Below are 20,289 nucleotides of genomic sequence, written 5' to 3' on the forward strand. Positions count from 1 at the left end.
GGCGCTGGACTAAACAAAGGCCCCCTTTTAGGGGGCTCACACAAAGCCACCTTCTTTAGAAGGTGGTAATTTACTTTTGTCAGGTTTTCCAACCTTGTGGAATGCTTTGGTGAATGCAGTCTAAAAGTACGGATAAGCGCAGTGGTGGTCGTCCTGCTGGTGTATAGCAGTTAATGGAAATAGGCTCAGAAAGCCAACCTTCTAAGCAAGGCGTGATTCGCCCTGGGTGATGTTTCTCATAGCCGTATGCTGTCCAAGTCGGCAGCAGTCCAATACCATGACCATTCGCGATACTGTCTATTTGCATTGCTATGTTGTCGCTGTATAAGCGACTAACAAAGGGTTCTAAAAAGAACTCACCGTGTTGAGGGTGTGCTAGCATCAATCCATTTTCTTGCACTGAACCAAAATCGATCCATGGATGTGCTTCAAGTTCTTTGGGGTGCGGTATAGGCCCATGTTGTTTTAGATAATTTGGAGAGGCAAAAGGCGTATAGCGAAATACCCCCAGCACTTCTTTTCGCCAGTCTAGCTCTTTACGTTCACCGAGCCAGATGAACAAATCTGGGTCATGATGCGCCTCAGAAAAGTCACTGGTAAGTTGAACTCTAACATCGGGATTATCAGCTAGAAAACGATTGAGTACGCCGCCGAGCCAGCTTCTAACTAAGGCAGTATGACAAACAATATGCAGTGGCCCTGAAACTTGGTTCGTTAAACCTTGCAGTGCATCATAACTCTCTTCGCTTAACTCAAGAATCTGGCGGCTGTAGTGGGCAAAGATTTCTCCAGCTCTTGTCAGAACTAATCGATTACCTTGTCTGGCGGTTAGAGCCTGACCGAAGTCTTCTTCTAATTGTGCCAAGCGACGACTTAGCGTTGATTTTGGCTGATTAAGGGCTTTAGCAGCGGCTGTCAAACTTTTATGCTGATTGAGCGCATCAAAGGCTCTAATTGATGCTAAGTCGTGCATATTTCTTTTACTCCTTACTGCGTTATGTACGAGTTCCATAAATGGAAAGAACCGTTCCATAACTCTCACTATGCATCTCATTCTATTTGTGAATAATTCACTTTCGAAAATAATAATCATTATCAATTATGGAGATGTAGATGTCTACTCTTAGACTGCCAGTTATTACCGCAACTGGTATTTTAGCCTTCGTCAGTGTCCCTCATGTTTTTGCCAATGATGCAGTTTCTAAAATGGAAACAGTGGTTGTAACTGCATCAAGTTATGAGCAATCTCAAGCGGACGCGCCTGCAAGTATTAGTGTGATTTCACGTGAGGAGTTGGACTCCCGTTATTACCGCGATGTGACTGATGCACTAAAAAGTGTGCCAGGTGTTGTCGTGACAGGTGGTGGTGATACCACCGACATTAGTATCCGTGGTATGGGTTCTAAATACACTTTGATACTGGTCGATGGTAAACGTCAAAGTACGCGTGAAACTCGTCCAAATAGTGACGGCCCTGGTATCGAACAAGGTTGGTTACCTCCTCTTCAAGCGATTGAGCGAATCGAAGTTATTCGTGGCCCAATGTCGACGCTTTACGGTTCTGATGCGATTGGTGGTGTGATTAACGTCATCACACGAAAAGATGCGCTAGAGTGGACGGGTAATGTTCAACTGGGCACGGTACTACAAGAGAATAGTCGCTCAGGGGGAGAGCAGAGCGCGAACTTTTTCGTTAATGGTCCGTTGGCTGAAAATTTATCTCTCCAAGTATATGGTCAGTACACAACCAGAGAAGAAGATGACATCGAATACGGTTATGAAGATAAAGATATGCAGAGTATCTCTTCAAAACTGACTTACCAGATTAATGATCGCCACTCGGTGCAATTAGAAGGCGGCACGTCGGCACAAAGTCGTCGTGGTAATGTAGGCCTTTCAGTGCCGACCACTGGGTGTCGTGGTGGGTGTGAAGACTCACTGAATGAATATCGTCGTAATTACGTAACGGTAAGCCACAACGGTGATTGGGATTCGATTGGCATTTCAGATACTTACTTACAGCGAGAAGAGAGCGAGAACAAATCTCGTGAGATGACGATCACCAACACCACGTTCAAATCGAGCTTGGTGACTGGTATCGGAAACCATACGTTGACGACGGGTGTGGACGCCACTCATGCAGAGCTTGAGGATTTCACCTCCAACAAAGCGTCATCGAAGACTGAAACATCGAATACGCAGTGGGCTGTTTTCATTGAAGATGAATGGAGAATCGCTGATCCGTTTAGCGTTACGCTTGGTGGTCGTCTAGATCATGACGAAAACTATGGCGCGCACTTTAGTCCGCGTGTTTACGGTGTATGGCGAGTTGAACCGTCTTGGACGGTGAAAGGCGGTGTGGCAACAGGTTTCCGTTCTCCACAATTACGTGAAATTACTCCTGGCTGGGCGCAAGTCAGTGGTGGCGGTAATATCTACGGTAACCCAGATCTTGACCCTGAAACGTCGCTAAACAAAGAAATCAGCGTCTTGTATCAAGGTGATTCTGGCTTAGATGTTTCTTTGACAGCGTTCCATAACGAATTCAAAGACAAGATCACACGTGTTGTTTGTCCAGACACTATCTGTACTGATGGTCCAAACCAATGGGGCGCAGATCCAACGTACCGTATTAACGTGGATGAAGCCGTCACACAAGGTATTGAAGCGACCTTAGCATCGCCGTTAACGGAAACCATTTACCTTAGCTCGAGCTACACATTTACCGACTCAGAGCAAAAAACAGGTGAATACAAAGGCATGCCGCTGCAGCAGTTACCAAAGCATCTGTTTAATGTGGATGTGACTTGGCAAACGACAACAGATCTAGAGAGCTGGGCGAAAGTCACGTACCGAGGTAAAGAAATGGATCCGGTTACTGGCCCATCAAGAAACAGTATCGTAGAGCCAGCTTATACCTTTGTGGACGCCGGTGTGACATACCAGTTAACCGACAATACTCGTATTAAAGGCGCTATCTATAACTTGCTGGACGAGGAAATCAGTTACGAAGAATACGGATATATTGAAGATGGTCGTCGCTACTGGTTAGGTTTAGACGTCGCATTTTAATTATCTATCGTTGTAATAAGGTCGAGCATAGTCTCGACCTTTTTTAATCCTGCTTTACTGTGATTCAACAGGTGCGTTTGTCAGCCTGATCAGGTAGTATCTGTAACACGAAATTTTTGGTAGGGCGAAGGATAAATGCTAAAGGTTGCGATCAATGGATTTGGACGTATAGGTCGTAATGTTCTGCGAGCGGTGTATGAAAGCGGAAAACACCAGCAGATCAAGGTTGTGGCGGTTAACGAACTAGCACAGCCAGAGGCGATGGCACACCTACTGCAATATGACACCAGTCATGGTCGCTTTGGTAAAAAAATTTCCCATGACCAAGAACATTTGCATGTTCATCATGACAGCGGTGAATATGATTCCATTCGCATTCTCCACCTCTCCGAAATCGAATTACTTCCTTGGCGTGATTTAGAAGTTGATATCGTCTTGGATTGCACTGGCGTATTTGGTTCGCAAGCGGATGGGCAAGCGCATATAGAAGCTGGCGCGAAGAAAGTACTGTTTTCGCACCCGGGCGCAAACGACCTAGATAATACGATTATCTATGGCGTGAACCACGAAACTCTGAAAGACGAGCACCGTGTTGTCTCCAATGGCTCTTGCACCACCAACTGTATCGTTCCCATCATTAAAGTATTAGACGAAGCCTTCGGCATAGAGTCTGGCACCATTACCACAATTCATTCGTCCATGAACGATCAACAAGTAATTGATGCGTATCATAACGACTTACGCCGTACCCGCGCTGCAAGCCAATCTATTATTCCGGTGGACACTAAGTTGCATAAGGGGATTGAAAGAATCTTCCCGAAATTTTCCAACAAATTCGAAGCAATTTCTGTTCGTGTTCCAACGGTTAACGTCACTGCAATGGATTTAAGTGTCACAATTAGTACAAATGTGAAAGTTAATGACGTAAATCAAACCATTGTTAACGCATCTCAGTGTACATTACGTAACATTGTTGACTATACTGAATCGCCACTCGTTTCCATCGACTTTAACCACGACCCCCATAGTGCGATTGTGGATGGAAGCCAGACTAGAGTGAGTAACGGGCAACTCGTAAAAATGCTCGTTTGGTGCGACAACGAATGGGGCTTTGCTAACCGGATGCTGGATACTGCCTTAGCAATGCAAGCTTCTTCGCAAGTGGAACAGTAATGACGAAGAAGTGATGGAGAATTTTTATTTCTAGCCTTGAAATAAATCCATAATATCTCCATATCTATAACCAGTTTGAAGAATTAACAGGCTTGGCAGGGTTGCCGAGTTTTCAAAAACTTTAATTATTAAATATTTGAGAGGACACATCATGTCTGTAATCAAGATGACTGACCTGGATCTTGCAGGTAAACGTGTATTTATCCGTGCTGACCTAAACGTGCCAGTAAAAGACGGTAAAGTAACTTCGGATGCACGTATCATCGCATCTCTTCCAACTATTAAGCACTGCCTAGAAGCAGGCGCTAAAGTAATGGTTACGTCTCACCTAGGTCGCCCAACTGAAGGTGAATACGCTGAAGAGTTCTCTCTACAACCAGTTGTTAATTACCTAAACGACGCACTAGATTGCGAAGTGAAGCTAGCAAAAGACTACCTAGATGGCCTAGAGCTAAATGCGGGTGAACTTGTTGTTCTTGAAAACGTTCGCTTCAACAAAGGCGAAAAGAAAAACGACGAAGAGCTATCTAAGAAATACGCAGCACTATGTGACGTATTCGTAATGGACGCATTCGGTACGGCTCACCGTGCTCAAGCATCTACTCACGGCGTTGGTATGCACGCAGACGTAGCATGTGCTGGTCCTCTACTAGCGAACGAACTAGAAGCGCTAGGCAAAGCAATGGACAAGCCAGCTCGCCCAATGGTTGCTATCGTTGGTGGTTCAAAAGTATCTACTAAGCTAACGGTTCTTGAGTCTCTATCTAAAATCGCTGACCAACTCGTTGTTGGTGGTGGTATTGCTAACACATTCATCGCAGCTGCTGGCCACAACGTTGGTAAGTCTCTATACGAAGCAGACCTAGTTGAAACAGCTAAGAAGCTAATGGACGAGTGTGCAATTCCAGTAGCAACTGACGTTGCATGTGCGAAAGCATTTGACGAGAACGCAGAAGCTGAAATCAAGCACGTTTCTGAAGTACAAGACGACGACATGATCTTCGACCTTGGTCCAGATTCAACTGCTGAACTAGCTGAAATCCTTAAAAACGCTAAGACTATCCTATGGAATGGTCCAGTAGGCGTATTCGAATTCAAGAACTTCGAAGCAGGTACTAAAGGTATCTCTGAAGCTATCGCAGCTTCTGAAGGCTTCTCTGTTGCTGGTGGTGGTGACACGCTAGCGGCTATCGACAAGTTCGGTATCAAAGCGGATGTATCTTACATCTCTACTGGCGGCGGCGCTTTCCTTGAGTTCGTAGAAGGTAAAGTTCTTCCAGCAGTAGAAATGCTAGAAGCACGCGCTAAGTAATTAAAGCAAAGCGGGGGAGTGATTCTCCCGCTTTCTTGTTTGCTGCAACGTGTGAGGAACTCTGCTAGAATAGCCTCAGTTGTGAGCAAACGTTTGCAAGATTTTCAACTTAACAAGTTTTGTTTAAAAACGACAGATAAATAGGATTACATCCATGTCTAAGATCTTCGACTTCGTAAAACCAGGTGTTATCTCTGGCGATGACGTTCAGAAAGTATTTGAAGTTGCAAAAGAAAACAGCTTTGCACTTCCAGCAGTAAACTGTGTGGGTACTGACTCTGTAAACGCAGTACTTGAAGCAGCTGCAAAAGTTAAAGCTCCAGTTATCGTTCAGTTCTCTAACGGTGGCGCTGCTTTCTTTGCTGGTAAAGGTCTAAAACTTGAAGGTCAAGAAGCTCAAATCCTAGGTGCTGTTGCTGGTGCGAAATACGTTCACGCTGTAGCTGAAGCTTACGGTGTTCCAGTAATCCTACACACTGACCACGCAGCTAAGAAACTACTTCCTTGGATCGACGGTCTACTAGACGCTGGTGAAGAGTACTTCGCGCAAACTGGTAAGCCACTATTCTCTTCTCACATGATCGACCTTTCTGAAGAGTCTCTAGAAGAGAACATCGAAATTTCTGCTAAGTACCTAGAGCGCATGGCTAAAATGAACATGACTCTAGAAATCGAACTAGGTTGTACTGGTGGTGAAGAAGACGGCGTTGACAACTCTGATATGGATGCGTCTGAGCTATACACTTCTCCAGAAGACGTTGCATACGCATACGAGAAACTAAGCGCAATCAGCCACCGTTTCACTATCGCAGCATCTTTCGGTAACGTACACGGCGTATACAAGCCAGGTAACGTTGTACTAACTCCAACTATCCTACGTGATTCTCAAGCGCACGTTTCTGAGAAATTCGGTCTTCCAGCGAACTCTCTAAACTTCGTATTCCACGGCGGTTCAGGTTCTTCTCTAGAAGAAATCCGTGAATCTATCGGCTACGGTGTAATCAAAATGAACATCGATACTGATACACAGTGGGCTACTTGGGATGGTATCCGTAAGTTCGAAGCTGAAAACCACGATTACCTACAAGGTCAGATCGGTAACCCAACGGGTGAAGATGCACCAAACAAGAAGTACTACGATCCACGCGTATGGCTACGTGCAGGCCAAGCTTCAATGGTTACTCGTCTAGAGCAAGCATTTGCTGACCTTAACGCAGTTGACGTACTATAATCGTTACTGATTAAGTTACTTAAAAACCCGCTCTCTGAGCGGGTTTTTTTATGTCTATCACTTTCTTCCCCGCTGCTTTCTCCCGATATTTTTATGCGTTAGGTTGTATTTGCTAGTGAGATATCTCACCTTTAACGTTTTTTTAAAGAAAACATGGGAATATCAGTCTTAAGAGTGGCGAAATCAGAGTGCATTGCGTAACCTGTAACAAGTCAGTGTCAGAAAGCTCTGATAAAGTCTTGTTTTGCATATCTTTGCGAAACTCTGACTTTGAAAAAAGTCAGAGTTGGGATATTGTGCCAAAAATCTGACACTGTTCAGTGGAGCAATAGGGATGTTGTTTTAGAAAAGAGCCTTTAAAAAACAAGGTTCATAAATTAACGGCAATTGGATTTATATCTCTTTATTTTTGAGGATAAGAATTATGGCAGGTGAATCGGTGGGTATCGATACCACTTTAACGGATGGTCTAACTCAGGCTGAAACTTGGCTGACAAACAATTCAGATCTACTGGTTCAGTACGGTGTGAACATTATCTCTGCGCTGCTTATTCTGTTTATCGGTAATCTTATCGTTAAGGCAGTCGCTGGTAGTGTTTCTAAAGTACTAGAAAAGAAAAACATGGATAAGGCCGTCGTTGAATTTATTCACGGTCTTGTTCGTTACTTGCTATTTGTAATCGTGCTAATCGCGGCTCTTGGTCGATTAGGAGTTCAAACCGCTTCTGTTGTTGCTGTGATTGGTGCGGCAGGTCTTGCTGTTGGTCTTGCACTACAAGGTTCACTATCAAACTTTGCAGCAGGCGTACTTATTGTTGCGTTCCGTCCATTCAAATCAGGCGACTACGTAGAAATCGGTGGTGTAGCGGGTAGTGTTGAAGCAATTCAAATCTTCCAAACAGTTCTAAAAACACCAGACAACAAAATGGTTGTTGTGCCTAACTCTTCAGTTATCGGCGGTGCCATTACTAACTACTCTCGCCATGCGACACGACGTGTCGACCTAGTGATTGGTGTTTCATACAAAGCAGACCTTAAACTAACCAAGAAAGTGATTCGTGAGACGCTAGAGAAAGATCCACGTATCTTGAAAGACCCAGATATCACAATTGGTGTACTTACGTTAGCAGACTCTTCAGTTAACTTTGTGGTTCGTCCATGGGTGAAAACTGCAGATTACTGGGGCGTATACTTTGATGCAATGCAAGGTATTAAAGAAGCATTGGATGAAAATGGTATCGAGATTCCATTCCCACAAATGGATGTTCACCTGAACAAAGTCGACGCTTAATCAAAAGCAGTCGATATTCAAAAGCGAGGCCAATAGGCCTCGCTTTTTTATATTTCGTAAAGGGTGTGATGACCAGCAAGTAAGAGGCGTTTTAGATGTTTACCTGCAAATCCAAATGTGAACTCAGGTAAGCCAGGCGTATAGAGCAACTCTTGATGTTGATAGAGATTGGTATCAACAATGATAGTGATGTATTCCGGTAAGCCTATTGGGCAAACCGCGCCGGGTACGCAACCTAACACTTCGACCATTTCATCGTCATTACAAATAGAGGGACGTTTACCTGTAATCGCTTTAATCTGCTTGGCATCGAGGCGCGAGTCCTTATCTGTCAGATAAACCGCGTAACCTTGTCCTTTGAGTGTTAAAAAGAGGCTTTTGGTATGCGTACCCGTCCAACCAAGCTCTCTCGCAATACGTATATCTGTCTCAAAGTCTAAGATGGCTTCGTGCTGCCATTCCCGAAAAGGAATAGAGAGCGCGTTGAATCGCTCTCTATTGTTGTTATAAATACGTTTTAGTGACTCCATGTCTTTGCTGCCTTACTACCTTATGATTACCAATACTTATCAATAAGCTCACTCGCTAAGATATACGCTATTGTGAACATCATCATTGCGATTGCAATGTCGATGGTTTTTTTCACTTTTGGTTTAGAGAGTGTTGGACCTAGTTTGGCGGCTCCTATCGATAAAGTGTAGAACCAAACAAAGGAAGCCATAATCGTACCTAGTGCAAAAGCAATGCGATCATGGCCTTCAAATTGTCCACCGATCGAACCTAGAATAACGACTGTATCTAAATATAAGTGCGGATTAAGCACAGTAACGGCTAACGCACCTAGAATAACCGTTCGACGACCTCGAGCTACGATCTCCCCTTTTGATTCCGATTCACTCTCTGGCTTAAAAGCACTTTTTAGTGAGAGCAGTCCATAGAAGCTCAAGAAAGCAATACCACCAAGTGTCACCGACGTCAGTAAGATTTCATTTTGAGACAGAATTGCACCACCACCAAAAATACCTAGAGAGATGAAAATCATATCTAGCACGCTACAAATAGTGGCGGTTGTTAGGTGGTGGTTACGCTTTATGCCTTGATTCAAAACATACGCATTTTGCGCGCCGATCGGAATGATCATTGATGCTCCTAAACCAAAACCTTGCAATAGAACCCACAAGCTCACACTTCACCTCACTTCAAAATAACAAATACATTTACAGAAAAGGGAAAGATAAAGCGTTTATCTAAATAAGTATAATTAATGATTTTAATCTTACATTAGATAGACTAATTTAACGGGAGGCGTTTGATCAAGAGTGAGAGGAAAGGTATGCGAGGGTTAGATTACAAATGGATTGAGGCATTAGACGCTATAGTTTATCAGGGTAGCTTTGAGCGTGCTGCCGAGCATTTATTTGTTTCTCAATCCGCCATTTCTCAACGTATCAAGCAGTTAGAGAAGTTTCTCGCGCAGCCTGTTTTAATTCGAAGCCAGCCACCTAAGCCAACGCCAATTGGTAAAAAATTGTTGGGTCTTTATCGGCGAGTACGCTTGCTAGAGCATGAAATTCTCCCCGAACTAAAAAATGATACCAGTACGCGACCTGTGCAACTCTCTTTAGCGACTAATGCAGATAGCCTTGCAACATGGCTACTGCCAGCGCTGAAAAATGTTATGAAGCAGCGTCAAGTTGAACTAAAACTGACTATCTATGGTGAATACCGCTCTATTGAAAAACTCAAAAGTGGCGAAGTGACAGGAGCGATCAGCTTGGAGTCCCAGCCAATCCCCGGATGCAGAGCAGACTATTTAGGTCGCATCGATTATGTTTGTGTCGCGAGCCCAGAGTTCTATCAGCGTTATTTTTCTAAAGGCGTAAATAATCAGACATTGGCAAAAGCACCGGCCGTTTCATATGACCAATATGATGATCTACATAAAACATTTCTTACCGAGCATTTTAACGTCAATCCTGACAGCGTTATTCATCACAACATCAGTAGTTCTGAAGCGTTTCTAAAAGTGGCGTTAGCTGGTGTTGCTTATTGCTTGATCCCCCGCTTGCAAATTACCGACGAATTAGACAGAGGTGTGTTGGTTGATGTGACTCCAGGTTTTTTAATGTCCCATCGGATTTATTGGCACCACTGGCAGTTAGAAACTGGGGTATTACAAGAAATCTCACACGCGATAGTCGGGTATGCGCAGGAGCATCTACCTCAATAAGTTTGTCAGAGCTGCATATCGTTAACTTAAGTGTGTTTTGTTTAAAAATTACGCCAATGTTACATAGTCAAAGTTGTGTTAGAAGTCACTATGGGTGCTTGGATAATCGGCGGAAGTTTCTATTATGAAACCACACGCTTTCTCAGCCATGATAGTGATGTTGGAATCTGAGATTAAGTACTTAATTTTGTATGGATGGATTTATTGAATGAAATTGTATTCATTTTTGCTGGCTTCAGCACTCAGCCTTACCAGTGCTTCAGTTTTGGCGAATACGCCAGAGTTTGCTCATGTTACGACAACGGGGTATGGCGAAGTGACGGCCACACCTGATATGGCTACGTTTTCTGTAAAAGTAGTCGATACGACAATGACGGCCGAACAAGCGAAATTGTCCGTAGATAAAACCGTTGAAGAGTTTCTAAAAAGCTTATCGGATGCCGGCTTGTCAAAAGACAATATTACTAGCTCGAATTTATACCTTGCTCCTCAGTACCATTACCCTAAATCAGGGAAAGCAGAACTTGTTGGGTATCGAGCATCTCGCAGTATTGATGTCACGGTGACGGATCTGAAAAACCTTAACCAATACCTAGATATGGCGTTAGAAGCGGGAATTAATCAGGTTGATAATATTCAACTTAAGGTAAGCAACCAAGCCGAGTATCAGCAAAAGGCACGAATGGCTGCGATTAAGGACGCAAGAGAAAAAGCAGGGTCATTAGCGACTGGTTTTGAGAAAAAGTTGGGCGATGTATGGCAGATCAATTACAGACAGATGCACGTTCAGCCTGTGTTAATGCGTTCAATGGCGATGGATAGTAAAGAAGGAGCGAATAGCTACCAAGATTCAACTATGATCATTCGCGATCAAGTCGATGTCATTTATAAGCTAAAGTAAGGCTTAGCAAACAGTAAAAAGCAAAAGGCAGGGAGTCATAACCCCTGCCTTTGTCGTTTCTGTTTCACTGTTTAGTGCAGGATACGAGCACGGATTGTGCCTTCAATGTTTTTGAGCTTTGTTAGAGCTTCTTCTGAGCGTTCAGTTTCAACGTCGATCACTACGTAGCCTATTTCAGCGGCTGTTTGTAGGTACTGCGCGGCAATGTTAATGCCTTCTTCAGCAAAGATGGTGTTGATCTGAGTTAGGATACCAGGACGGTTCTTGTGGATATGAAGCAGACGAGAACACTCACCACTGTGTTCTGGTAATGACACTTCAGGGAAGTTTACGCTTGAAAGTGTCGAGCCATTATCAGAGTACTTAGCCAGTTTACCCGCCACTTCTAAGCCGATATTCTCTTGCGCTTCTTGCGTTGAACCACCAACGTGTGGAGTGAGGATGACGTTATCGAATTTTTGTAAAGGAGACTCGAACGGGTCAGCATTCGTTTTTGGTTCAGTTGGGAATACATCAATTGCAGCGCCGGCAAGGTGACCAGCTTCTAAGCTATGGCAAAGTGCAGGAATATCCACAACGGTGCCACGTGCCGCGTTGATAAAGATGGAACCTGGTTTCATTCGAGCAAATTCAGCTTCACCCATCATGTTTTTCGTTTCCGGTGTTTCGGGAACGTGCAAAGAAATCACATCACATTTGTTCAATAGTTCACTCATGGTATGTACTTGCGTCGCATTACCAAGGGACAGTTTGTTCTCAATATCGTAGTAGTAAACGCGCATACCTAAGTTTTCGGCAATAATACCAAGCTGCGTACCAATGTGACCGTATCCGATAATGCCAAGGCACTTACCACGAGCTTCGTAAGAGTTGTCTGCACTTTTCTTCCAAATACCGCGATGTGCAAGTGCATTCTTTTCAGGAATACCACGCACTAGTAAAAGGATTTGCCCAAGTACAAGCTCTGCCACGCTTCGAGTGTTAGAGAATGGTGCATTAAAGACAGGAATACCGCGTTTTGCTGCTGCATCTAGGTTTACTTGGTTAGTACCAATACAAAAACAGCCAATTGCAACCAGCTTGTTCGCCGCATTGATTACCTCTTCGGATAGGTTCGTACGGGAGCGGATACCAATGAAGTGCACGTCTTTTACCGCTTCAATTAGTTCTTCTTCCGGAAGGGAACCTTTATGGTATTCAATGTTGGTATAACCAGCTGCTTGAAGAACTTCAACTGAAGAAGGGTGGAGTCCCTCTAACAAGAGGATCTTAATCTTTTCTTTTTCCAGTGAAACTTTGGCCATTTTTTCTCGTCCTTAAAATGGAAAGGTGGGCTAATGTGGCGCACATTGGGCAAAACTATTAAAAAGGGGATAATTAACAGTTTTGTAGGAAGACAAACGTTTCCCTGTGCGTCTTCTGTTCAATAAAGTAACAAAAAAAAATTGCTTTGGGTAAGAAAATTACGGAATAAGAGATAATTTTCTTATAGAAAGGAATAAAAAACGGTGCCTTGCAGCACCGTATGTAATGAAATAACAGAAAAGTGAACCAGATAGGTTCATTTTGGGCTGTTATTTATTCTTCAATTTTTGCACCTTCTGGTGTGCCAGTGATCACTACGTCAGCACCACGATGAGCGAAAAGACCCACAGTCACCACACCAGCGATGCCGTTTATTTTGTCTTCCATTTCTTTCGGGTTGGTAATTTGCATATTGTGCACATCCAGAATCACGTTGCCGTTGTCAGTCACAACGCCTTCACGGTAAGCTGGATCACCACCTAGTTTTACCAATTCACGAGCCACGTAAGAGCGTGCCATTGGGATTACTTCAACAGGCAATGGGAACTGGCCAAGTACGTCAACTGCTTTAGTGCCGTCAACGATACATACGAACTTATCAGAGATTGCTGCGACAATTTTCTCACGAGTCAGAGCCGCGCCGCCGCCTTTGATCATTTCACGTGCTGGGTTGATCTCATCTGCGCCATCAACATACACATCCAGCTTCATTACATCGTTACACTCGTATACTTCAATACCAAGCTCTTTAAGGCGCTCAGTTGAAGCGACAGAGCTAGACACTGCACCTTTAATATCATCTTTGATAGTGCCTAGTGCATCGATGAAGTGATTCACGGTAGAGCCAGTACCAACACCGACAATGCTGCCTTTCTCAACATATTTTAGTGCTGCCCAACCAGCCGCTTTTTTCATTTCATCTTGAGTCATGCCAATCTCCTGAATAGATGTTCGTTAACGTTTGCGGGCGTGATTATAGCGGCTTACTTGTCACTTTCCCATTGCCATATTTGGCTTGGGGTCACGATCTTAGGTAATGGAATATCCCAGCTTTCAATTGGTAAGCGTTCTACATGTTGGCAGTCATGAGCGATACCGACAGGTTTAGCACCCTCTCCAGTTATAAACCAACGTGACAGAGTACGATCGTAGTACCCTCCGCCCATGCCTAAGCGGTGTCCGATACTGTCGAACCCAACTAAAGGCGTGCAGATTAAATCAAGCTGGCGAACGGGTTTGAGGTGTCTGATATCGAGCTTGGGCTCTAAGATGCCGTACTTGTTGTAGACGAGCTGTTCATCACTTATATACTGAAGAAACAGTAACTGACCTTTAGAAAAGGGATGGATGACGGGCAGATAAACCGATTTTCCCTGTTGCCATAACCATTCAATGAGCGGTTTAGTATCAAGCTCACCGTCTGCAGAAAGGTAGATGGCAATATGTTGCGCCTGATCGATTTCAGGAAGTTGGGAAAATTGAGTAATAAGGTCGATTCCCGCTTGGTATTGCGTATCACTGCACAGAGCGTTGCGCTTTTCACGAATCAGTTTGCGGAAGTCTTGTCGAGAGAGGTCTGACATAGAGAGAATACCCCAGGGTGCCGTTGAGGATTGTGGCCCTTGAACCAGCTGGTTCAAGGCGGATCAGCAATGACAACCGTAGGCTTCTCGGTGCATGCCGAGCTTGCTCAATAGTTACCAAATACTAACCCTTAGGTATTGCTTATCGGCTCAGGGACTTAAATCCTGCTGACGCACACCCCAGGGTAAATTTTGTATTTACTGCTGTCCTTGCGTAACTTTGCTTAGTGCGTTCTCTAAAGACGCGGTGAGCTTTTCCATTCGCTCAGTAATTTCTTGCTGTTGACCATTGGATTCGTATGACTTGGTGTGCAACTCATAGCAAATATTCAATGCAGCAAAGGTCAGCAGTTGGATTTCATTGGTTACCTTAGTACGTTCGCTCATTTCTTTCAATCGGCGATCCAGATCTTTTGCCGCTGCAACAAGAGACTCTTCTTGTCCTGTCGGACAATTCACACGTGTAAGTTTGCCTAATATTTCAACGTCGATCGCTTGATTGCTCATGATGAATAAACTCTATATTCGCGCTATCTAAGGTGTTGCTTCATACAACTACCGAGGAGCAAACTATAGGAAAACCGCTATTAAGATTCAAGCATTTCCCATCACAGAAAGAGAAATGATGACGAGATCACACAGGAATTGGGCAAATTGAACAAATGCTGTCCAAAATTGAATTTGATAGCCGTTTCAGACCACTAACCTTGATGGTAGGATATACCAATACATTATTACGCAAGAATGAGCCAAGTTATGAGTGAAATCACCCTTCCTGAATACCAATCTATTGCTGCTGAACTGCAATCTGCAAGCCTAGCAGTAACACCGGCGGAGTTACATGGCTTATTTGTCGGCATGTTAAGTGGTGGATTGGCGATTAATGATCAAACTTGGCAGCCTATTCTGTTTGACTACACCAATGATGGTATGGGTTGGCCTTCTACCGCGCTAGCTTTTGCTCAAAGCGTATTCACTGTTACTGTCAATGAACTAACTGGCACGTCGATGGAGCTGTCTTTATTATTGCCAGATGAGCCGGGCGAAGAAGGCTTATTCGCATTAGCCGACAGTGTGTCCGACTTTGTAAACCACTTTATTTCTGGGTTAGGTCTAGCAGGCGTTGCTCTTAATAAAGCATCTGATGACGCTAAAGAAGCACTGGCTGACTTAGAAGAGATTGCCAAATTAGGCATCGATGAAGATGACGATCTTGGTGAACAAGCGCAATTGCTAGAGCAAGTGATTGAGCACATCAAAGCTTGCGTACTAACAATTCATGCTGAATTTGGTGTTCGTCCTGAAAGCAGCGACAAAAAACCTACTATTCACTAATCGTAGACTGTCCAGAGGTTAGTATGAAGCAATATGATGTAGTCATTGCTGGTGGTGCCATGGCTGGTGCAACGTTAGCATTGGCGATTGACCATTTGTCTCAGGGAAAGCTCCGCATTGCAGTCGTTGAGCCTTTTAAAGCACAATCAGATATGCACCCTGGTTTTGACTCTCGCTCAATCGCATTGTCTTACGGTACTGTCAATCTGTTGCGTCAACTACAGCTCTGGACGTCAGTAGAACCGTTTGTCACCCCCATTGAACATATCCACGTTTCTGACCGTTCTCATGCTGGGATGACGGAGATTACCAAGCAAGAGGTTGGGGTTGAAGCTCTAGGGTATGTTGTAGAATTAGCCGATGTTGGGCGTGTATATCAAGAATTATTAGACAGCAGCGAATCAATTACGCTGTTTTGTCCTGACTCCGTTACCGATATCGAGCGCGAGCAAAACTGTACCCATGTGACGTTGAAAAGTGGTGAGCAACTTGAAGCAAAACTGTTGGTAGCTGCAGATGGTGCTGTTTCGACCTGTTGTCAGAAAATTGGTCTAGAACTTTCTGAGCAAGATTTTGAACAAGTGGCTGTCATTGCCAATATTGTGACTCAAGAACCTCATCAAGGTAGAGCCTTTGAACGTTTTACTGAAAATGGCCCTGTTGCTTTATTGCCAATGAGTGACAATCGAATGTCCTTAGTTTGGTGTTTGCACCCTGAAGAAGCCCAAGCCGTTCTTGAGTTATCTGATCAAGCATTTCTCCAGCGTTTACAGAACGATTTTGGTTGGCGTTTAGGCGCGATGAAAAAAGTGGGTCGCCGTGCAAGTTACCCATTGCTTCTTCGCCATCGAAAGCAAAATATTTCACATCGCTTTGCGATTGTTGGAAATGCGGCGCAAACGCTGCACCCGATAGCTGGACAAGGCTTTAATCTCGGTATTCGCGATGTAGTCTCACTAGCAGAAGAAATTGTGCAGCAAAGTGAGGATGTGGGTCTTTATCAAGGCCTGATGCGCTTTAGTCAACGTAGAGAAGCAGATCGAAGCGAAACTATTTGGCTAACCAGTGCCTTGGTGCATGTTTTTTCAAATGATTTACCCGCGATGCGAATTGGCCGAAATACTGCCTTAGCAGCGATGGATAACCTTTCTATTTTTAAGCAGCCGCTACTACGCCATACTCTTGGCTTGGTAAAACGATGAACGGCCGCACTGAATTAGGTAATAAAAAGCAATGATGCAAAGTGTAGATATCGCCATCATCGGCGGAGGGATGGTTGGGTTGGCACTTGCTGCCGCGTTCAAAGACAGTGATCTGCGTGTCGCCATTATTGAAGGTAAAGTGCCAGATGATTCGTTGAAAGAATTACCCGATGTTCGTGTGTCTGCGTTGAGCCGCTCTAGTGAGACGATTTTGCGTAAACTTGGTGCTTGGCAGGGCATAGAACAGCGCCGAGCTTCGCCTTACCATGGCATGGAAGTATGGGAACAAGATAGCTTTGCCAGCATTGAATTTAATGCACAAAGTATGGCACAACCTGATTTAGGACATATTGTTGAGAATCGTGTGATTCAACTTGCGCTGCTTGAACAAGTCCAAAAGCTCGATAACGTCACTATGTTTATGCCTGCACGTTGCGCGACTCTCGCGGTCGGTGAGCAAGAAAGCTGGCTGACGCTCGATAATGGCCAAGCCATGACCGCTAAATTAGTGGTCGGAGCCGATGGGGCGAATTCGTGGCTTCGCCATCAAATGGATATTCCATTAACGCATTGGGACTATGGTCATCATGCTTTGGTCGCGAATGTCAAAACTGCCATGCCACACAACAGCATTGCGCGCCAGATATTTACTCCTCACGGACCGTTGGCATTTTTGCCAATGTCGCAACCAGATATGTGCTCTATTGTTTGGTCCACGGAGCCAAATCGAGCAGAGCAGTTAGTGGCGATGAGTGAACATGATTTCAATAAAGCGTTGACGAGTGAGTTTGATGCTCGACTTGGTCTATGTGAAGTAGTGGGAGAGCGTGCTGCGTTTCCTTTGAAAATGCGCTATGCGCGAGATTTTGTTGTCGAGCGAGTCGCGCTGGTTGGTGATGCGGCCCATACCATTCACCCATTAGCGGGGCAGGGTGTGAATTTAGGTTTATTAGATGCGGCCAGTCTTGCTCAAGAAGTATTAGCACTTTGGAAGCAGGGTCAAGATATCGGCAGTAAACGCAACCTAAGAAGCTACGAGCGTTGGCGAAAAGCGGAAGCGGCAAAGATGATCGCTACTATGCAAGGGTTTCGAGATTTGTTCTCTGGCGAGAACCCAGCTAAGAAGCTCGTTCGTGGCATTGGCTTAAGTTTAGCGGGGCAACTGCCGGGAGCGAAAGATGAGATCATGAAGCGCGCGCTTGGTTTAAAGGGACACTTGCCGGATCTGGCGCGTCAGTAAGTGCAAAGCGAACTTCAAATACACAAAAGGCTGGTTAATCCAGCCTTTGTTTTATCAACATTTTGCTAAGCATATGCGCATCGGAGTTTCATTATTTCTTGATTGATCTCTTTGACCGCTCGGAAATGGCGTTGCTCTGCTTTCTCCGGCAGTATTAACTTACCGTTATCAAACTCGAATCTACCGACCCCGTAAATATAAATTCTTCCTTTAAAAAGACGACTTATATGTTTAGCAATCATACTTGGTGTATAGCGCTTAAACAGTCTCATATTTACTTTCCTTTTATCTAACCTAGCCTAGGTATTCTACGTTCTGGACGCGAAAATTATTGTGACAGCAATAGTATTAAATACAGATGTAGGGTGTTGCGTCAGAGAATTGTGTTGTCTTAGACAATTTGACAGTGTCATCTCTTAAATAGCGTGAGGATTACCCCAAAAATAACCTCTCTAAAGGAACCCTTACCCAATACACTCCTTTTTACGTGACGCATTAAGCAATAGTTTTGTTACAGAATTAAGAATAGAACGAAAACGGTTGTTTGCTAGTTGTTTCTATTAAGGTCGTGCTTCGCGTAACACACTTTACGTTCTAACGATTAGAGGAAATGAAAGAGAAAAAGTTCCACGTAAAAAAAAGCCCGCTTCAGCGGGCGAATAGTCACAGATGCATTACACAAAAGTGGATAACTAACTGCATGAATGCTGTCACTCAGCTAGCTGACTCACTTTATATTGGTTAAGTGCTTGTTTGAAACTTAACCAACAAATTCAGCATATACGAGTTTTATCTTTGTGACTATTTATGTTTTATATGTGATTAAAAATTCTCATGTCTATTTTTGTAGATATGAGCGAGATCACGCAGTGATAGAAACACTACGTGTCATTACATTGTTTTTAGACGATTAACGACAGATCTCAGCTACGGTCGGCTGACACAATTGGATAAGATCTTGGATAGAAAGCGCCAGTCCAGCCATGCGATCGCCACTGCTGATCGTGACTTCCTGTTCTTCTAGTAAGCTAGGGTCGAACACGATTGGCATATGACGTTTTAGTAGCAGAGGAGTGACAGTACCAATTTTGTAACCAGTGATGGACTCAACATCGGCTTGATCAACACAAGTCATCCGGCGACATTTCAGTAACGAGCGCACTTTTTTGGGATCAACGCTACGATCACCTGGCGCACAGGCGAGTGCATATTGATTACCCATGTCTCGTAGCAAGATTGCTTTCACCATTTGAGAGGGGCGAATGCCGCGTTGGTGCGCGGCATCCTCAATGGTGGTTGCTGGTCTTTGATGCGGTAACAGACGAAACGGAATGTGTTGGTCTGTGAGAAATTGCATCAAAGGAGTATTGATTGTATTACTCATCATCAAGACTGTAAGGCAGTGATTCGATTGTCCATTCACATTCTGGTTGCGCAACCAAACGAAGACGAGTGTCCTCATCGAGATTATTAGGCAGCACGATCAGGCCAATCGCGTGATTGTCACTGAACTGGTAGTGATTTAATAAAGCACCTACTGAACGCCAGTTTTCACCTACGCTGCGTTCGAGCTCAATTGGTTCGTCACTGAATGGAGCAGAAGTTGCACCTTTTACGATATACATCGCACGTTTATTGGTACCGCGATACTTCGCTCGTGCTACCGTTTCTTGTCCCGTGTAGCAGCCCTTTGTGAAGCTTATGCCTCCTAAAGCTTGCACGTTAAGTGCTTGTGGAATGTGAGCATTCTGCGCGGATGCAGAGACAAATGGTAAACCTGCCTCAATATCGAAACGATTCCAAAGCTCATTTGTCGTAAAGACAGCGTCGGTAGTTTCAACGATTTGCTGTGCTTCTGGCGCACTTAATATCAGTAACCAGCGATCTTGTGCAACTTGCACTGCTGTGCCACCGTCAACTGGGCGAACGCTGCCAGTTGTCTTGCTCATTGTTGAAATGAATTCATCGGCTTTGACGCCAGCGACACCTAAGATAACGTCATCAGAAGCTTCAATCGTTACTTTAGAGAAAATGGCGTATTTCTTTATTTCACTAAGTTCTACGTCAATCGCCGATTTTGGTTGGATCATGCCGTAGCCATCATGATGATGGAAAAGGCGGAACACGCTCCACACTTTGCCTTTCGCATCACAATGTGCGCCCAGTGTTGATTGGTCTTGTTCTAAAGAAACAACATCGCAGGTAACCTGACCTTGTAAGTATGATTTTTTATCGTCACCGATCATGGTGATCATGCCGAAGTTATCCAGCAGTGAGATAGATAACTCTGGAAGTGCGTCTTGAGTTGAGAGAGGTAATGCTGAAAAACGAGTTTGCCATTCCATAATTACAATGCCTTTTGAAGATATTTTTCCGCTATGTTATACCCAAATAACCTTGAGATACTAGGGGAG

General features: G+C 44.2%; 20 protein-coding genes and 1 other RNA gene. 10 read left to right on the forward strand and 11 right to left on the reverse strand.

Going from position 1 to position 20,289, the window contains the following annotated elements; all coding sequences use genetic code 11:
* Window positions 1-79: 79 nt before the first annotated feature.
* Window positions 80-973, reverse strand: a complete 894-nt coding sequence (locus tag R7F67_RS19490) for a LysR family transcriptional regulator (protein WP_053306784.1) — start codon at window positions 971-973, stop codon at window positions 80-82.
* Between the two features lie 140 nt (window positions 974-1,113).
* Here R7F67_RS19490 and R7F67_RS19495 point away from each other — a divergent pair, with 140 nt between their 5' ends.
* From R7F67_RS19495 to mscS, 5 genes are all read left to right on the forward strand, one after another.
* Window positions 1,114-3,072: a ligand-gated channel protein gene (locus tag R7F67_RS19495; protein ID WP_318057310.1), complete on the forward strand. Its 1,959-nt coding sequence runs from the start codon at window positions 1,114-1,116 to the stop codon at window positions 3,070-3,072.
* A gap of 135 nt (window positions 3,073-3,207) precedes the next feature.
* The gene (gene epd / locus R7F67_RS19500) at window positions 3,208-4,245 is read left to right on the forward strand and encodes an erythrose-4-phosphate dehydrogenase (RefSeq protein ID WP_005384545.1); all 1,038 of its coding nucleotides are present in this window, start codon (window positions 3,208-3,210) and stop codon (window positions 4,243-4,245) included.
* Window positions 4,246-4,396: 151 nt separating this feature from the next.
* The gene (locus R7F67_RS19505) at window positions 4,397-5,557 is read left to right on the forward strand and encodes a phosphoglycerate kinase (RefSeq protein WP_005384547.1); all 1,161 of its coding nucleotides are present in this window, start codon (window positions 4,397-4,399) and stop codon (window positions 5,555-5,557) included.
* Between the two features lie 154 nt (window positions 5,558-5,711).
* The gene (fbaA, locus tag R7F67_RS19510; RefSeq protein WP_005380996.1) at window positions 5,712-6,788 is read left to right on the forward strand and encodes a class II fructose-bisphosphate aldolase; all 1,077 of its coding nucleotides are present in this window, start codon (window positions 5,712-5,714) and stop codon (window positions 6,786-6,788) included.
* Window positions 6,789-7,212: 424 nt separating this feature from the next.
* On the forward strand, window positions 7,213-8,079 hold the full coding sequence (mscS, locus tag R7F67_RS19515; RefSeq protein WP_005380995.1) for a small-conductance mechanosensitive channel MscS: 867 nt from the start codon (window positions 7,213-7,215) through the stop codon (window positions 8,077-8,079).
* Between the two features lie 47 nt (window positions 8,080-8,126).
* On the opposite strand, the gene R7F67_RS19520 is transcribed toward mscS, so the two are convergent.
* Window positions 8,127-8,609, reverse strand: coding sequence for a YbaK/EbsC family protein (locus R7F67_RS19520; RefSeq protein ID WP_005380994.1), 483 nt, complete (start codon window positions 8,607-8,609; stop codon window positions 8,127-8,129).
* Window positions 8,610-8,635: 26 nt separating this feature from the next.
* A complete protein-coding gene (locus R7F67_RS19525) occupies window positions 8,636-9,265 on the reverse strand; it encodes a LysE/ArgO family amino acid transporter (RefSeq protein WP_025998531.1) in 630 nt (209 codons plus the stop codon).
* 147 nt (window positions 9,266-9,412) lie between these two features.
* On the opposite strand from R7F67_RS19525, the gene R7F67_RS19530 reads away from it, so the two are divergent.
* Window positions 9,413-10,309: a LysR family transcriptional regulator ArgP gene (locus R7F67_RS19530; protein ID WP_132936935.1), complete on the forward strand. Its 897-nt coding sequence runs from the start codon at window positions 9,413-9,415 to the stop codon at window positions 10,307-10,309.
* Window positions 10,310-10,517: 208 nt separating this feature from the next.
* Window positions 10,518-11,210 carry an oxidative stress defense protein gene (locus tag R7F67_RS19535; protein WP_005384550.1) on the forward strand — a complete coding sequence of 231 codons (693 nt, stop codon included), beginning with the start codon at window positions 10,518-10,520 and terminating at the stop codon, window positions 11,208-11,210.
* Window positions 11,211-11,281: 71 nt separating this feature from the next.
* Here R7F67_RS19535 and serA read toward each other — a convergent pair whose 3' ends face one another.
* From serA to R7F67_RS19560, 5 genes are all read right to left on the reverse strand, one after another.
* Window positions 11,282-12,514, reverse strand: coding sequence for a phosphoglycerate dehydrogenase (gene serA, locus R7F67_RS19540; protein WP_005384551.1), 1,233 nt, complete (start codon window positions 12,512-12,514; stop codon window positions 11,282-11,284).
* A gap of 274 nt (window positions 12,515-12,788) precedes the next feature.
* A complete protein-coding gene (rpiA, locus tag R7F67_RS19545) occupies window positions 12,789-13,445 on the reverse strand; it encodes a ribose-5-phosphate isomerase RpiA (RefSeq protein ID WP_005380982.1) in 657 nt (218 codons plus the stop codon).
* Between the two features lie 53 nt (window positions 13,446-13,498).
* Window positions 13,499-14,098 (reverse strand): 5-formyltetrahydrofolate cyclo-ligase, encoded by a 600-nt coding sequence (locus R7F67_RS19550; RefSeq protein ID WP_005384552.1) that lies wholly within the window; start codon window positions 14,096-14,098, stop codon window positions 13,499-13,501.
* A 5-nt stretch (window positions 14,099-14,103) separates the two neighbouring features.
* Window positions 14,104-14,288: non-coding RNA, 6S RNA (gene ssrS, locus R7F67_RS19555), on the reverse strand.
* 8 nt (window positions 14,289-14,296) lie between these two features.
* Window positions 14,297-14,605, reverse strand: coding sequence for a cell division protein ZapA (locus R7F67_RS19560; RefSeq protein WP_005384553.1), 309 nt, complete (start codon window positions 14,603-14,605; stop codon window positions 14,297-14,299).
* A 249-nt stretch (window positions 14,606-14,854) separates the two neighbouring features.
* Here R7F67_RS19560 and R7F67_RS19565 point away from each other — a divergent pair, with 249 nt between their 5' ends.
* Genes R7F67_RS19565 through R7F67_RS19575 form a run of 3 tightly spaced genes read left to right on the forward strand, consistent with a single transcriptional unit; the run spans window position 14,855 to window position 17,875 of the window.
* On the forward strand, window positions 14,855-15,433 hold the full coding sequence (locus R7F67_RS19565; RefSeq protein ID WP_033907447.1) for a YecA family protein: 579 nt from the start codon (window positions 14,855-14,857) through the stop codon (window positions 15,431-15,433).
* A 23-nt stretch (window positions 15,434-15,456) separates the two neighbouring features.
* On the forward strand, window positions 15,457-16,635 hold the full coding sequence (ubiH, locus tag R7F67_RS19570; RefSeq protein WP_005380974.1) for a 2-octaprenyl-6-methoxyphenyl hydroxylase: 1,179 nt from the start codon (window positions 15,457-15,459) through the stop codon (window positions 16,633-16,635).
* Window positions 16,636-16,666: 31 nt separating this feature from the next.
* Window positions 16,667-17,875 carry an FAD-dependent 2-octaprenylphenol hydroxylase gene (locus R7F67_RS19575; RefSeq protein WP_025768841.1) on the forward strand — a complete coding sequence of 403 codons (1,209 nt, stop codon included), beginning with the start codon at window positions 16,667-16,669 and terminating at the stop codon, window positions 17,873-17,875.
* Window positions 17,876-17,940: 65 nt separating this feature from the next.
* On the opposite strand, the gene R7F67_RS19580 is transcribed toward R7F67_RS19575, so the two are convergent.
* From R7F67_RS19580 to ygfZ, 3 genes are all read right to left on the reverse strand, one after another.
* The gene (locus tag R7F67_RS19580; RefSeq protein ID WP_005380970.1) at window positions 17,941-18,147 is read right to left on the reverse strand and encodes a DUF1107 domain-containing protein; all 207 of its coding nucleotides are present in this window, start codon (window positions 18,145-18,147) and stop codon (window positions 17,941-17,943) included.
* A 638-nt stretch (window positions 18,148-18,785) separates the two neighbouring features.
* Complete coding sequence (locus tag R7F67_RS19585) at window positions 18,786-19,259, reverse strand: aminoacyl-tRNA deacylase (RefSeq protein WP_005384562.1); 474 nt, start codon at window positions 19,257-19,259, stop codon at window positions 18,786-18,788.
* Complete coding sequence (gene ygfZ / locus R7F67_RS19590) at window positions 19,252-20,220, reverse strand: tRNA-modifying protein YgfZ (RefSeq protein WP_025768842.1); 969 nt, start codon at window positions 20,218-20,220, stop codon at window positions 19,252-19,254. The genes R7F67_RS19585 and ygfZ overlap by 8 nt, the downstream gene beginning before the upstream one ends.
* Window positions 20,221-20,289 lie beyond the last annotated feature (69 nt).

Origin of the sequence: Vibrio sp. YT-17, assembly GCF_033337375.1 — a bacterium.
Taxonomy (GTDB): Bacteria; Pseudomonadota; Gammaproteobacteria; order Enterobacterales; family Vibrionaceae; genus Vibrio; species Vibrio alginolyticus.